The sequence below is a fragment of the Serratia sp. P2ACOL2 genome, assembly GCF_003691565.1.
Taxonomy (GTDB): Bacteria; Pseudomonadota; Gammaproteobacteria; order Enterobacterales; family Enterobacteriaceae; genus Serratia; species Serratia liquefaciens.
Genome location: NZ_CP033162.1, coordinates 2905673 through 2919692, shown reverse-complemented (window position 1 = coordinate 2919692; position 14020 = coordinate 2905673). Strand labels below are relative to the sequence as shown.

The window sequence follows — 14020 nt, the reverse complement described above, 5'->3', positions numbered from 1 at the left end:
AGCGGCGTTTTTTTTAGCAACTGAAATTTGAACATGTAAATAATTTGCAACAAAAAGCGTTTTTTGATTCAGATCAATTCTCGATTTATTAGTCTCTTAGGTAACCTTGTTTTTAGTAGGAATTAAAATTTTTACACATAAGATGTGATCTCGATGGGATCATAAATACCCGTAAGTAGGTATATTCCCCCTGGATGATAACCACACAAATGGAATGGATAATGAAAAAGACAACTCTGGTGGTATTGGCGGCGATGATGGCCCCTATGTTGGCAAGTGCGCATCAGGCAGGCGATTTTCTTTTCCGTGCAGGTTCTGCGACCGTACGACCAAATGCCGGATCGGATGATGTACTTGGGCAGGGCTCATTCAGCGCCAATAATAACACCCAGCTTGGCCTGACCTTCGGCTATATGGTTACGGACAATATTGGTGTCGAACTGCTGGCTGCAACGCCGTTTCGCCACAAGGTGGGCTTGAATGGTCAAGCCGTGAACGGTGATATCGCTACGGTGCACGACTTGCCGCCGAGCCTGATGGCGCAGTATTACTTTGGCGACAAGCAGGACAAACTGCGTCCGTATCTGGGCGTGGGCGTGAACTACACCACCTTCTTCGATGAAAAATTCAACGACAACGGCAAAGATGCCGGGTTGAGCAACCTGAGTTTGAAAGACTCCTGGGGTGTGGCCGCGCAGGCGGGCCTGGATTACAACCTGGATGAGCACTGGATGCTGAACATGTCAGTCTGGTGGATGAACATCGAAACCAAAACACGCTTTGACGATGCGGCCGGTAATCATCACAGCATAGATACGCGTTTGGATCCGTGGGTATTTATGTTCGGGGCAGGTTATCGTTTCTGATAGCGGTGAAACAGGGAGGCGCATACAGCGCCTCCGTTTTATTTTTACTTGATCTGCATGACGTTCTCGACGGATTTCACACCCGCTACGCCACGAGTTACCTGCACTGCACGGTTGGCATCGGCGCTCGAAGTGACAAAGCCGCTCAATTGCACACGACCTTTAAAGGTCTCGACGCTGATTTCGGTAGATTTGATGGTTTTATCCGCCAGCAGCGCTGACTTCACCTTGGTCGTCACTCCCGTGTCATCAATATAACCGCCAGTCCCTTCAGATTTCGCTGTTGGCGCGCAGGCACTCACTGCGAATGCCACAACGGCAGCCATGCACAAGACCGAAAGGGTTTTAAATAGCTTCATAAATTACTCTCCATGCAATGTTATTGTTGAAACTACATTCGGGTTTTCACCTGAAGACGTAGTGCACCCCTAAAAAATAAAGAAATGCCCGACGCGCAACGCTAAGTGTGAGACAAGAATTGGGTTTGTTCAAACTTTAGATGTAAAAAAAATTGCACAACTTTGAGGGTAAACAAGATGTTATCGGCGGGCGCAATCTGCTGCGCCCACCGTTGAAGCCTTATGCCCGGGCAGCCGCTTTCATTTCACGCGTAAAATTCGCCAGTTTCGACAGCATTTCTGTCGGATTAGCTTGATTCTGCTCGATAATTTTAACGATAGCCGAACCGGATATCGCCCCGGCAGCACCGGCCTGCAGCGCATCGCGAACCTGTGCCGGTTCGGAAATGCCAAACCCTTGCAGCGGCGGTGCCGCATGGTATTCGCGCAATTTATTCACCAGGTGATGAAGTGGCAATTCAGCGCGACTTTCGGTGCCGGTGACGCCCGCACGGGACAACAGGTAGGTGTAGCCGCGGCCGTGTGAGGATATTTCACGCAGTAAATCGTCGTCTGCATTGGGTGGGCAGATAAAGATAGGTGCAATGCCATGGCGCGTTGCCGCAGCACGGAAGGGCGCAGATTCTTCATACGGCACGTCGGCAATCAGCACCGAATCAACGCCGACTTCGGCACAGCGTTGGTAAAACGCATCGATGCCTTTATGGAATACCAGGTTGGCGTACATCAGCAGGCCGATAGGAATGTTCGGGTGTTTCTGGCGGATCGCCGCCAGCATTTCGAAGCACTGGGTTGGCGTCACGCCTGAGGCGAAGGCGCGCAGCGCAGCACTTTGAATCGTAGGGCCATCGGCCAGCGGATCGGAGAACGGAATGCCCAGTTCCAGCGCGTCGGCACCGGCTTCAACCAGGGTATCGACGATCTGCAACGAAAGCGCCGGGTTCGGATCGCCGAGGGTAACGAACGGGACGAACGCGCCTTCTTTCTTATCTGCCAGGCGGTTGAACAGTTGTTGATAACGTTCCATCAGATTTCTCCCCGAGCTTTCAGAATGTCGTGAACGGTAAATATGTCTTTGTCGCCGCGGCCGGACAGGTTAACCACCAGAATCTGTTCTTTTTGCGGCGTTTCACGGATCATTTTCAGCGCGTGCGCCAGAGCATGGGAAGACTCCAGCGCCGGGATAATCCCTTCGCTACGCGACAGCGCTTTGAAAGCGTCCAGCGCTTCGTCATCGGTAATAGACACGTATTCAGCCCGACCGATGCTGTTCAGATAGGCGTGTTGCGGCCCGACTGAAGGGAAGTCCAAGCCGGCGGAAATCGAGTAGGACTCCTCGATCTGGCCTTCGGAAGTCTGCATCATCGGCGCCTTCATGCCGAAATAGATGCCCACGTGGCCGTGTTTGAGCGGTGCGCCGTGCTGGCCGGTTTCAATCCCTAAACCTGCAGGTTCAACGCCGATCAACCCAACGCTGGAATCGTCGATAAAGTCGGCAAACATACCGATGGCGTTCGAGCCACCGCCAACGCAGGCCAGTACGGCATCCGGCAAGCGGCCTTCACGTTCCAGCATTTGTGCTTTGGTTTCTTCGCCGATCATGCGCTGGAATTCACGCACAATCGTCGGATACGGGTGCGGACCTGCAGCGGTACCCAGCATATAGTGGGCGGTTTTGTAGCTGCCAGACCAGTCGCGCAGCGCTTCGTTACAGGCATCTTTCAGCGTGGAGGAACCGCTGTGCACCGGGATCACTTCCGCTCCCATCAGGCGCATGCGGAAGACGTTGGGTGACTGGCGCTCGATATCTTTGGCGCCCATATAAATGCGGCACTTCAGGCCGAGCAGGGCACAGGCCAGTGCGGAGGCAACGCCGTGTTGACCGGCACCGGTCTCGGCGATGATTTCGGTTTTGCCCATGCGCTTGGCCAACAGCGCCTGACCCAATACCTGGTTAGTTTTGTGCGCGCCACCGTGCAGCAGATCTTCACGCTTCAGATACAACTTGGTTTTGGTACCGGCAGTGAGGTTTTTGCACAGTGTCAAAGCCGTCGGGCGACCGGCGTAGTTTTTCAACAGGTCGATAAATTCAGCCTGGAATTCTGGATCGCGCTGGGCGCTGACAAAGGCTTCTTCCAGTTGTTTTAAGGCCGGCATCAGAATCTGCGGCACATATTGGCCACCAAATTCGCCGAAGTAGGGGTTAAGCAGCGTCATTTTAGTTCCCGTTATTATCCGTTAATCATAATTAGTAAGCGCGCAGGGTCTGGAACACCGCCGCCAGGCGGGCAGGATCCTTAATGCCGGGCTGGCTCTCTACGCCGGAGTTAAAGTCCAACCCGGCACAGCCGAGTTTGGCTGCGTCAACGCAGTTGTCTGCGCTCAGGCCACCGGCCAGCATCACGTTTTCCAGGTTTTCGCCGTGCAGTACCGACCAGTCGAAACGCTGCCCGGTGCCACCCGCGCCGTTATCCAGCAGATAACGATCAACGTGCTGCAAATCGCGCTGCGGTAAATGGTCTTTTACGCTCAAGGCTTTCCAAATCTGGCACTCGGCAGGCAGTTCGGCGCGCAGGGCGCTGATATAGGCCTGATCTTCCGAGCCGTGCAGTTGCACCGCTTTCAGCCCCAGGCGTTCGACGGTTTTAACCAGGGTCTCTACCTGCGCGTCGCAGAATACGCCGACATATTTCAGGGGGGCACCCGAGATAACTTCACGGGCGCGGTTGATATCAACATAGCGCGGTGAACGCCCGACGAAAATCAGTCCGCCATACACCGCACCTGCCTGATAGGCCGCGCTGGCATCCTGCGGACGGGTCAGCCCGCAGACTTTGTTGTCGCCCAGGATCACCCGGCGTACGGCGGCACGGAGATCGGTTTCCGACATTAATGCGCTGCCAATCAGGAAACCGTTGGCAAAGTGGCTCAGTTCGCGGATCTGACCGTAATTGTTGATGCCGGACTCGCTGATCACCGTCACCCCGTGTGGGACGCGAGGCGCCAACTGGCGAGTGCGATCCAGATCGATACTCAGGTCGCGCAGATCGCGGTTATTGATACCGACCACGCGCGCTTCCAAAGCAATGGCCCGTTGCAGCTCTTCTTCGCTGATCACTTCGGTCAGCACGCCCATGTTCAGGCTGTGCGCTACCGCAGCCAATTGACGGTACTGATCGTCGTTCAGCACGGACAGCATCAGCAGAATGGCGTCGGCCTGATAGAAGCGCGCCAGATAGATCTGATACGGGTCGATAATAAAGTCTTTGCACAGCACCGGCTGTGTCACCGTCTTGCTGACCAGCGGCAGGAAGTCGAAGCTGCCCTGGAAGTATTTTTCATCGGTCAACACCGAGATCGCCGAGGCGAAATCTTTGTAGACCGAAGCAATTTCCACGGGATCGAAATTCTCGCGGATTAGCCCTTTGGAAGGGGATGCCTTTTTACATTCAAGAATAAACGCCGTTCTGGCACCCTGCAGCGCGTGATAAAAGCCACGCTCGCTGGGGACGATTTCATTTTGAAAACTGGCCAGTGGCTGTTGTTGCTGTCGTGCTGCGACCCATTGCGCTTTATCACGAACAATCTTGTTGAGCACGGTTTCCTGCATCATTTATCCTCTTGCTGCCAGTGCGGTTACGCGCTCGTAAGCTTTCCCGCTGTGAATCATGTCCAGTGCCTGCTGCGCGTTTTGGCGCAGGTCTTCATGCCCGAATAACTTCAGCAGCAGCGCCACGTTAGCGGCCACCGCAGCGGCGTGCGCCGGGTCACCTTTACCTTGTAACAACCTTGCCAGAATGTCACGGTTTTCTTCCGGCGAACCGCCCAGCAGGGCCTCCAGCGGGTAGCGTTGCAGCCCGAAGGATTCTGGCGTCAGCTGATAGCTTTCAATTTCGCCGTTGTTCAGCTCGGCCACGTGGGTCGCGGTGTGGATCGCCACTTCATCCATGCCACCGCCGTGCACAACAGCGGCTCGTTGGTAACCCAGCACGCGCAGGGTTTCGGCAATCGGCAGCACCAATTCCGGGCTATAAACGCCGATCAGCGCCAGTGGCGGACGCGCCGGGTTGATTAGCGGGCCGAGTACGTTGAATACCGTACGGGTTTTCAACTGCTGACGTACCGGCATCGCATGGCGGAAACCGGTGTGATACTGCGGCGCGAACAGGAAGCATACGCCCAGGTCATCCAGCGCTTGGCGCGCCTGTTCCGCCGGCAGATCCAGACGAATGCCGAACGCCGCCAGCAGATCGGATGATCCTGACCGACTGGAAACGCTGCGGTTACCGTGTTTTGCCACTTTGGCGCCGCACGCGGCCGCCACAAAGGCGCTGGCGGTGGAAATATTAATGCTGTTGGTGCCGTCACCGCCGGTGCCGACGATATCGGCAAACGGGTAGTCCGGGCGCGGGAACGGCAGGGCATCGGCCAGCAGCGCTTTAGCCGCGCCGGCGATCTCTTCCGGACGTTCGCCGCGAATTTTCATGCTGATTAGCGCCGCGGCCAACTGGCTTGGCTCCAGCTCACCGCGAACAATGGCGCTGAACAACTGTTGGCTTTCCTGCTGGTTCATCGACTCTGAGCGGTACAGTTTTTCAAGAATAGTTTGCATCGTCGTTTCCTCTCGTTATTTCGCCAGCGCCCAGGCCAGAGTTTGCTCAAGCAAACGCGCGCCGTGAGTGGTCAGGATAGATTCCGGATGGAACTGGAAACCGCATACGCGATGCTTGTCATGACGAACTGCCATCACCATGTCGCCGAAGTGGGCGTTAACGGTGAGTTCGGCCGGGATATTGCTGCCAACCAGGGAATGATAACGGGCCACCGGCAGTGGGTTCACCATACCGGCAAACATCCCTTCGCCATCGTGGCTGATGGCCGACGCCTTGCCATGCAGGATTTCCCCGGCCTGGCCGACGTGTCCGCCATAGGCTTCGACGATTGCCTGATGGCCGAGACAGATGCCGATAATGGGTAACTGGCCGCGCAGGCGCTGCAACAGCTCCGGCATGCAGCCGGCTTCGGCCGGTGTGCCCGGGCCAGGAGACAGCATCAGCACCGGCTGGGTCAGTTGCTGCAGGCGCTCGATAATCACCTCGGCAGAAATTTGGTTGCGATAGATCACCACCTGATGGCCGCTGGCGCGCAGCTGATCGACCAGGTTGTAGGTAAAGGAATCAACGTTATCGAGCAGTAAGATATCGGCCATCAGAACACCTCCTTGGCCTGGTGCGCACTGGCAATGGCGCGCAGCACGGCACGTGCCTTATTACGGGTTTCATCGGCTTCCGCCTGTGGTACAGAATCCAGCACTACGCCGGCACCGGCTTGCACGGTGGCAATGCCGTCTTCAACATACGCGGAACGGATGACAATACAGGTATCCAAATCACCGGTGGCGGTGAAGTAACCCACTGCGCCGCCGTAGCTGCCACGACGGGTGCCTTCGGAAGCGGCGATCAGCTGCATGGCGCGCACTTTAGGTGCACCGCTCAGCGTGCCCATGTTCATACAGGCCTGATAGGCGTGCAGCACGTCAAGGTCGGCGCGCAAGGTGCCGATCACTCGGGAAACCAGGTGCATTACGAAAGAGTAGCGGTCCACTTTGGTCAGATCGGCCACGTAGCGGCTGCCAGCCTGGCAGATGCGCGCCAGATCGTTTCGCGCCAGATCGACCAGCATCAGGTGCTCGGCCAGCTCTTTATGGTCAGTACGCATTTCTAGCTCGATACGGCTGTCCAGATCCAGGTCCAGTGAACCGTCGGCACGACGACCGCGTGGGCGGGTACCGGCAATCGGGTAGATTTCAATCTGGCGGTTGTTGGCGTCGTATTTCAAGGCACTTTCCGGCGACGCGCCGAACAGGGTGAACTCGTCATCCTGCATAAAGAACATATAGGGGCTTGGGTTGTTGTCTTTCAGCGTCTGATACGCGGCCAGCGGGGCCGGGCAGGGTAGCGAGAAACGACGCGACGGCACCACCTGGAAAATTTCACCCTGACGAATGGCCTGTTGCAGCTCGCTGACCACGGCACCGTATTCTTCATCGGTCTGGTTGCAGCTCAGCTGCATGTTTTCCAGCTTCTGGTGAGGAATGGGCTGCGGCGTCTGTTTCAATTGAACCTGCAGCTGTTCCAGGCGCAGTTGCAGGCGTTGCTCCTCGGTCGGGTCGGCCGTGAATACGCTGGCCTGCAGACGGGCGACGCCGCGTTGGTGATCCAGCACCAACAGGGTTTCCGCCAAATAGAAGCAGAAGTCCGGGCAGCTCTGATCCTGACGCAGTGCCGGCAGGTCTTCGAAGCCAGCGACCAAATCGTAAGCAAACAGGCCACCAAGCATGACGGCTTCACGTTCGTCGGCGGGAGAATCCACCAATGTTAGCAGGGTGCGCAGCGCGTCAAATACCGACAGCGACCGCAGGCGAGCGTCTTCATCCTGGATAGCGTCAATCGGCGGGAAAGTCAGTTCCCGGCCGTTAGGGCGCACCTGAATCTGTACTTCAGGCGGCAGCGCCTCATCCAGTAGCGGCAGCATTGCCGCACCGTTGGCGGTCAGCGCCTGCAGGGTGACGATACGACCCAGTGCGGTGATACGCAGGGCACTGTCGATCACCAGCAGGCTTTGCAGGTTTTGTTTGCTGTTGATTTCAGCGGATTCCAACAGCAGGGTCGCCGGACGCGCGCCACACAACTGGTGGAAAATAGTGGTCGGATCGCCCCGGTAACTGGCCTCCGCCTTCAGTAATTTAAGCTGTGGTTTGATGTTCATCTTGGGTCTTCCAGTTAAAATTTGTCCATAAAAAAGCCCGCGTTACCAGCGGGCTTAGGGAATCTGCAGTGTCAGATGACAGGTATGCGTGATTACACCGCCCGCGAAAGGGAGGTACGCCACCAACGAAGAAGAGAAGTTTGCTTATTCATTTCTGTGCTCTCTTGTTTATCATCCAACCAGGGTATCGCCCTGAACTTGTGTACTAGTTAACTGGTTCGCGAGAATAAAGTCAACCCTCTTTTCACACAATGTTTTAGCCGCAAGCGTGAATAATTTTCATCGAGAGGAACAGGCCGTCGGCCAGAATAGATTTCCGTCCTGCGGGCGAACGCGGGTATGATAGAAGGCCAAACCTTTGACGGATATTTCTTTTGACAGACAGCAGCCCCCAGCCTTCCGCCTTTACCCTGTACGATCTCCACAGCCATACCACCGCCTCTGACGGCTATTTGACGCCGGCGCAGTTGGTGCAACGGGCCGTCGAGATGCGGGTAGGCGTATTGGCGATTACCGACCACGACACCACCGAAGGTTTAGCCGCCGCAGCCGCAACCATTGCCGAGCTGTCGTTACCGCTGCAGTTGGTGAACGGGGTGGAAATCTCCACGCTGTGGGAAAATCATGAGATTCATATCGTGGGTCTGGGGATTGAAACTGCACATCCGGCGATGGTGCAATTGTTGGCCGAGCAGACTGAGCGCCGCAACCTGCGCGCACAGGAAATTGGCGTCCGGCTGGCGAAAGCACGTATTGACGGTGCATTTGAAGGCGCGCAAAAGTTGGCGGACGGTGGGGCGGTGACGCGTGGTCACTTCGCCCGTTATCTGGTGCAGATTGGCATCGCAGACAATATGGCTCAGGTGTTCAAGAAATACCTGGCCAAAGGCAAAACCGGCTACGTTCCGCCACAGTGGTGTACAATAAAACAAGCCATTGATGTGATTCATCAATCCGGCGGTCAGGCGGTGATAGCGCATCCGGGCCGTTACGACCTGACGGCCAAATGGCTGAAACGGTTGTTGGCGCACTTTGCCGAACAAGGGGGGGATGCCATGGAGGTTGCCCAGTGTCAGCAGGCACCGCATGAGCGTTCGCAACTGGCAAAGTATGCGCAGGAATATCAATTATTGGCGTCGCAGGGCTCTGACTTTCATCAGCCCTGCTCGTGGATCGAACTGGGCCGCAAACTGTGGTTACCCGGCGGGGTTGAACCCGTATGGCGTGACTGGCCACAACCGCAGCAGGGCAAGGTCAGTTGATTTAACGTGGGCGATGCCGCCCGCGTGCATCATTTTTAGGAGCAAGTCATGAGTCAGCTTTTTTATATCCATCCAGATAACCCACAACCGCGCCTGATCAACCAGGCGGTGGATGTGCTGCGTAAAGGTGGGGTGATCGTCTATCCTACCGATTCCGGCTACGCGTTGGGTTGCAAGCTGGAAGACAAGACGGCCATGGAACGCATCTGCCGTATCCGTCAATTGGACAGCAATCATAATTTTACCTTGATGTGCCGCGATCTGTCCGAGCTGTCTACTTACGCTTATGTCGACAATACCGCGTTTCGACTGATCAAGAACAACACCCCCGGCAACTACACGTTCATTTTGAAAGCGACCAAAGAAGTCCCGCGTCGCCTGATGAACGACAAGCGTAAAACCATCGGTCTGCGCGTGCCGTCTAACCCGATTGCGTTGGCGTTGCTGGAAGTGCTGAATGAGCCGATGATGTCGACCACGTTGATGCTGCCAGGCAATGATTTTGCCGAATCCGATCCGGAAGAGATCAACGATCATCTGGGCAAGCAGGTGGATCTGGTGATCCACGGCGGCTTCCTGGGCCAGCAACCGACCACGGTGATTGATCTGACCGAGTCCGCGCCGGAAGTGGTGCGTGAAGGGGCAGGCGACGCAACGCCTTTCCGTTGATGCATAATTACGCTGCCGCTTTTGCTCATTTTCTGAAAAGTGGCGGTAACGGCGTCATTTGCCGGTAAAGCCGCTATTCTACAATATCAAAAACTGATAATAGGCAGGATGCGTAGCAATGATTAAGCGGATTTCTCTTTTGGTGGCCATATTGTTTTCCTCTGCGGCCAGCGCGGGGTTTTATTCCGGCAGCGCCTTGCTGTCGGAAACCAGCGGCTATGTGAAAAATAAGAACGGAGCGGCTACCGTCGCCGAAGCGCTCGATGGCGGGATGTTTATGGGCTATGTGGCCGGCGTATTCGATACCTTCTCAATGCAGGGCAATCGTAGCATTTGTCCGGATGCCGGGATGAGCGTGGGGATGGCGGCGGACGCGGTGATGCAGTATTTAAATGAACACCCGGAACAGCTTCACTATTCCGCGCCTTCGGTGATTATGCTGGCATTAACCGCCGCTTATCCCTGTGAACGGCATTAATCGCGTTTATTTAGTGCGTATTTTTTCATTAGGTGCGAAGCCCCTTATTTAGCATCTATTCCAATAGATGAAACTGACGAAGGCTGTCATTTTACTGCTAATGCACAAATCCCCTTATCGTGGGGGATATGACGTTTAGGAGACAAAATGACAGCGTTTCGCCATGGCACCCTTTCTCTCGATTATCATGATTCCGGTTCAGGCCCGCTGACGTTGGTCCTGCTGCCCGGTTGGTGTGAACCAAAAACCGTATTTGCCCCCTTTACCGCACTGGCGTCGCAAAAGTATCGGGTGATCAGCCTTGACTGGCGGGGGCACGCTCTGTCTGATCGCGATGCCGGACTCTCCCTTGGCGCACAGGATCTGCTGGCAGATCTCCAGCAATTGCTGCTTGAGTTGCAAGTGGAGCGGTTTGTGACGCTGTCGGTAGCGCACGCCAGTTGGATAGCGGTGGCGTTGGCCGAGAACATGCCGCAGCAGATGCAGGGAATGGTGTTTCTCGATTGGATCATGACCCAGCCTGAGCCTGCATTTTTCGATTCCGTTCAGCAAATGCAGCGGCCTGAACACTGGCTGGCGGCGCGGGATGATTTATTCACATTCTGGCAGGGCGGTATTGAACACCCACAGGTAAAACAGCATTTGACCGTTGAAATGGCGCAGGAGGATTATCGCGTTTGGCAGGCCGCCGGCGTGGCGATTGAGCAAGCCTACTGGCAATACGGTTCGCCACTAAACCGGCTGGGGGAATTAACCTCACCGCCTGCTTGCCGGCATATTTACTCACTGGATCGTGGCGAAGACTATTTGCGGCAACAGCAGAGCTTTGCCGCCAACCATCCATTTTTCTCGGTCGTGCGGCTGGAGAATGCCCGTACTCACCTTGGTATTCTTGAGCAGCCAGCGGCAGTGTATCGGGCGGTAGCCGATTTCCTCGATGATTAATCCCTTTTCCGAGTAGGTTATAAAGCGGGGGCAGACCCGCTTTTCAGCGAGTTCTCACGCAATCGATAGCTTTCGATAATCGACCAGACAACAAAGTGGGTTTCAACCCTATTGAAAGCCTGTATAATGCGCGGTTCGATCCAAGTAAACGTATTGTTACCGTTGTGGCGCCTGGCGCCGCGGTGGTCATCCCCCCGACGCCTGTGAAGGCGACACTAGAGGTTGCTCAATGAGCGAAAAGTTACAGAAAGTTTTAGCGCGCGCCGGTCATGGCTCGCGTCGTGAAATCGAAACCATTATTGAGGCCGGGCGCGTCAGCGTCGACGGTAAAATTGCCAAACTGGGTGATCGCGTTGAAGTAACCCCTTCAATGAAAATCCGTCTGGATGGTCACGTCGTTTCGGTTAAAGAATCTGAAGAAGCGGTTTGCCGCGTGCTGGCTTATTACAAGCCGGAAGGCGAATTGTGTACTCGCAGCGACCCAGAAGGTCGCCCGACGGTCTTCGATCGCTTGCCCAAGCTGCGTGGTTCGCGCTGGGTAGCGGTAGGGCGCCTGGACGTCAACACCTCAGGCCTGCTGTTGTTCACCACCGACGGTGAACTGGCTAACCGCCTGATGCACCCAAGCCGTGAAGTTGAGCGTGAATATGCCGTGCGCGTATTTGGCCAGATTGACGACGAAAAAGTGAAGCAACTGAGCAAAGGCGTTCAACTGGAAGATGGCCCGGCGGCTTTCCGCACCATCACTTTCCAGGGTGGCGAAGGCATAAACCAGTGGTACAACGTAACCCTGACCGAAGGGCGTAACCGCGAGGTTCGTCGTCTGTGGGAAGCCGTTGGCGTCCAGGTTAGCCGCCTGATCCGTGTGCGTTACGGCGATATCGACCTGCCAAAAGGCATTCCTCGTGGCGGTTGGACCGAACTGGAATTGCCGGCGATCAACTACCTGCGCGAACTGGTTGACCTCAAGCCTGAAACCGTCAGCAAGATGCCTGTTGAGCGCGAGCGTCGCCGTGTGAAGGCTAACCAGATCCGTCGTGCCGTTAAGCGTCACACCCAGGTGGCTGGAAGCGGTCGCCGCAGTGCTGCGGGCAGCAAGCCGGGCAAACCAAGCAAACGCAGCTGATTATCACGCCGTAGCCCATTCGGGCTGCGGCGTTTTTCTTTTCGTTACCAGTCAATCCCCTGTTGTGCCTTGATACCCGCGTCAAACGCGTGTTTCACCGGCCGCATCTCGGTCACCGTATCCGCCAGCTCCAACAAATCACGATGGCAGCCACGCCCGGTGATGATCACCGTCTGGTGCGCAGGACGTTGTCGTAGCGCTTCCAGTAGCTCATCCAGTTCAAGGTAGCCGTAGCTGACCATATAGGTCAGTTCGTCCAGCAGCACCAGATCCAGGCTGCTGTCTGCCAGCATACGTTTGCCGTGTTGCCATACGGCCTGACAGGCGGCGGTATCGCTGGCCTTATCCTGTGTTTCCCAGGTAAAGCCGGTCGCCATCACCTGAAACTCGACGCCGTGCTGTTGCAGCAGATTTTTCTCACCGTTCGGCCATTCACCCTTGATGAACTGAATGATGCCAGCTTTCATCCCGTGGCCAACGGCCCGGGTCACGGTGCCAAACGCCGCAGTGGTTTTACCTTTACCGTTGCCGGTGAATACCAGCAGCAGCCCCCGCGCTTCCTGAGCAGCAGCAATGCGCGCATCCACCTGCTCTTTAAGGCGTTGTTGACGTTGTTGGTGGCGATCTTCAGCCATGATAAAGCCCCTTTTATTCGGCCGCGCCGGGTTTACGGTTAGGTTGAGCGTCGAAACTCATACCGGTTTTACGGCGGCTGTCATCCCCCATCAAATAGAGGTAAAGCGGCATGATGTCCGCCGGGGTTTTCAGCTTGCTTTTGTCTTCGTCAGGAAACGCAGATGCGCGCATTTGGGTGCGAGTTCCGCCCGGATTGATGCAATTTACCCGCAGATTGCGATTTTTGTATTCATCGGCCAGCACCTGCATCATGCCTTCGGTGGCGAATTTTGACACGGCGTAGGCGCCCCAGTTGGCACGCCCGGTGCGGCCAACGCTGGAACTGGTAAACACCAGCGATCCGGCGGGGGATTTCAACAGCAGAGGCAGCAGCGCCTGGGTGAGCATAAAGGTCGCATTGACGTTCACTTGCATCACCTCGTTCCACATCGTCATTGATAGCTCGGCCATCGGGGCGATGTCACCCAGCAGGCCGGCATTGTGCAACACGCCGTCGAGACGCGGGACGCGGGTTGCCAGCTCATTCGCCACCTGTTGGCACTGCTCTTGCGTAGTATGCAGCAGGTCCAGCGTGATGGTGTAAGTGGGGGCGTCACTGAGTTTGGCGATTTCGGCCTGTACCGCCTTTAGTTTGCTTTCGGTGCGGCCCAACAGCACTAATTGTGCGCCAAATTTGGCATAGGTGAGTGCGGCTTCGCGGCCGATGCCGTCACCGGCGCCGGTGACCAGAATAATACGTTGTTGCAACAGATCCTGCTTGGGTTGGTAATGCACAATAATTCCTCGCGCCTTGGTGGCTGGTCTCCCGCTTGCATCGGGGAGGGGGTGGATTGAGGGGCCATAACAGGAGCAAAGGCTCGACCGCATGCAGGCCCCGCAGCGAATTTGGATCATCATCTTGATGAATAATC

At 55.9% G+C, this 14020-nt stretch carries 13 protein-coding genes, 1 pseudogene and 1 other annotated feature; of the genes and pseudogenes, 6 read left to right on the top strand and 8 right to left on the bottom strand.

Annotated features, from left to right (window positions below):
- The first annotated feature begins 221 nt into the window (after positions 1-221).
- Entirely contained in the window at positions 222-866 is a 645-nt protein-coding gene (ompW, locus tag EBA31_RS14120) for an outer membrane protein OmpW (protein WP_116690351.1), read from the top strand.
- A gap of 44 nt (positions 867-910) precedes the next feature.
- On the opposite strand, the gene EBA31_RS14115 is transcribed toward ompW, so the two are convergent.
- The 6 genes and pseudogenes from EBA31_RS14115 to EBA31_RS14085 all read right to left on the bottom strand — a co-directional run bounded on the left by EBA31_RS14115 (position 911) and on the right by EBA31_RS14085 (position 7993).
- Complete coding sequence (locus EBA31_RS14115; RefSeq protein WP_122079504.1) at positions 911-1225, bottom strand: BON domain-containing protein; 315 nt, start codon at positions 1223-1225, stop codon at positions 911-913.
- A 220-nt stretch (positions 1226-1445) separates the two neighbouring features.
- Positions 1446-2252, bottom strand: coding sequence for a tryptophan synthase subunit alpha (gene trpA, locus EBA31_RS14110; protein WP_122079503.1), 807 nt, complete (start codon positions 2250-2252; stop codon positions 1446-1448).
- Positions 2252-3442: a tryptophan synthase subunit beta gene (gene trpB, locus EBA31_RS14105; protein WP_122079502.1), complete on the bottom strand. Its 1191-nt coding sequence runs from the start codon at positions 3440-3442 to the stop codon at positions 2252-2254. Before trpB ends, trpA begins: the two co-directional genes overlap by 1 nt.
- A 31-nt stretch (positions 3443-3473) precedes the next feature.
- Positions 3474-4835 carry a bifunctional indole-3-glycerol-phosphate synthase TrpC/phosphoribosylanthranilate isomerase TrpF gene (trpCF, locus tag EBA31_RS14100; protein WP_172958990.1) on the bottom strand — a complete coding sequence of 454 codons (1362 nt, stop codon included), beginning with the start codon at positions 4833-4835 and terminating at the stop codon, positions 3474-3476.
- 3 nt (positions 4836-4838) lie between these two features.
- Positions 4839-6434, bottom strand: a pseudogene (trpD, locus tag EBA31_RS27090) (bifunctional anthranilate synthase glutamate amidotransferase component TrpG/anthranilate phosphoribosyltransferase TrpD).
- The gene (locus EBA31_RS14085) at positions 6434-7993 is read right to left on the bottom strand and encodes an anthranilate synthase component 1 (RefSeq protein ID WP_122079501.1); all 1560 of its coding nucleotides are present in this window, start codon (positions 7991-7993) and stop codon (positions 6434-6436) included. The pseudogene trpD and the gene EBA31_RS14085 overlap by 1 nt, the downstream one beginning before the upstream one ends.
- Positions 7994-8020: 27 nt before the next feature.
- Positions 8021-8124 (bottom strand) — a sequence feature (Trp leader region).
- Positions 8125-8367: 243 nt separating this feature from the next.
- Here EBA31_RS14085 and EBA31_RS14080 point away from each other — a divergent pair.
- The 5 genes from EBA31_RS14080 (at position 8368) to rluB (ending at position 12473) form a co-directional block, all read left to right on the top strand.
- Positions 8368-9255: a PHP domain-containing protein gene (locus EBA31_RS14080; RefSeq protein WP_046373391.1), complete on the top strand. Its 888-nt coding sequence runs from the start codon at positions 8368-8370 to the stop codon at positions 9253-9255.
- A gap of 48 nt (positions 9256-9303) precedes the next feature.
- Complete coding sequence (locus EBA31_RS14075) at positions 9304-9924, top strand: L-threonylcarbamoyladenylate synthase (protein WP_020827149.1); 621 nt, start codon at positions 9304-9306, stop codon at positions 9922-9924.
- A gap of 118 nt (positions 9925-10042) precedes the next feature.
- Positions 10043-10402 (top strand): Rap1a/Tai family immunity protein, encoded by a 360-nt coding sequence (locus EBA31_RS14070; RefSeq protein ID WP_020827148.1) that lies wholly within the window; start codon positions 10043-10045, stop codon positions 10400-10402.
- Between the two features lie 147 nt (positions 10403-10549).
- Positions 10550-11347, top strand: coding sequence for an alpha/beta fold hydrolase (locus tag EBA31_RS14065; RefSeq protein ID WP_122079500.1), 798 nt, complete (start codon positions 10550-10552; stop codon positions 11345-11347).
- A 229-nt stretch (positions 11348-11576) separates the two neighbouring features.
- A complete protein-coding gene (gene rluB, locus EBA31_RS14060; protein WP_020827138.1) occupies positions 11577-12473 on the top strand; it encodes a 23S rRNA pseudouridine(2605) synthase RluB in 897 nt (298 codons plus the stop codon).
- Positions 12474-12517: 44 nt separating this feature from the next.
- Here the strand turns inward: rluB and cobO are convergent, their stop codons facing one another.
- Together cobO and EBA31_RS14050 are read right to left on the bottom strand one after the other, a co-directional pair.
- Complete coding sequence (gene cobO / locus EBA31_RS14055; RefSeq protein WP_122079499.1) at positions 12518-13108, bottom strand: cob(I)yrinic acid a,c-diamide adenosyltransferase; 591 nt, start codon at positions 13106-13108, stop codon at positions 12518-12520.
- 13 nt (positions 13109-13121) lie between these two features.
- Complete coding sequence (locus EBA31_RS14050) at positions 13122-13883, bottom strand: YciK family oxidoreductase (protein WP_020827136.1); 762 nt, start codon at positions 13881-13883, stop codon at positions 13122-13124.
- Positions 13884-14020: the final 137 nt, after the last annotated feature.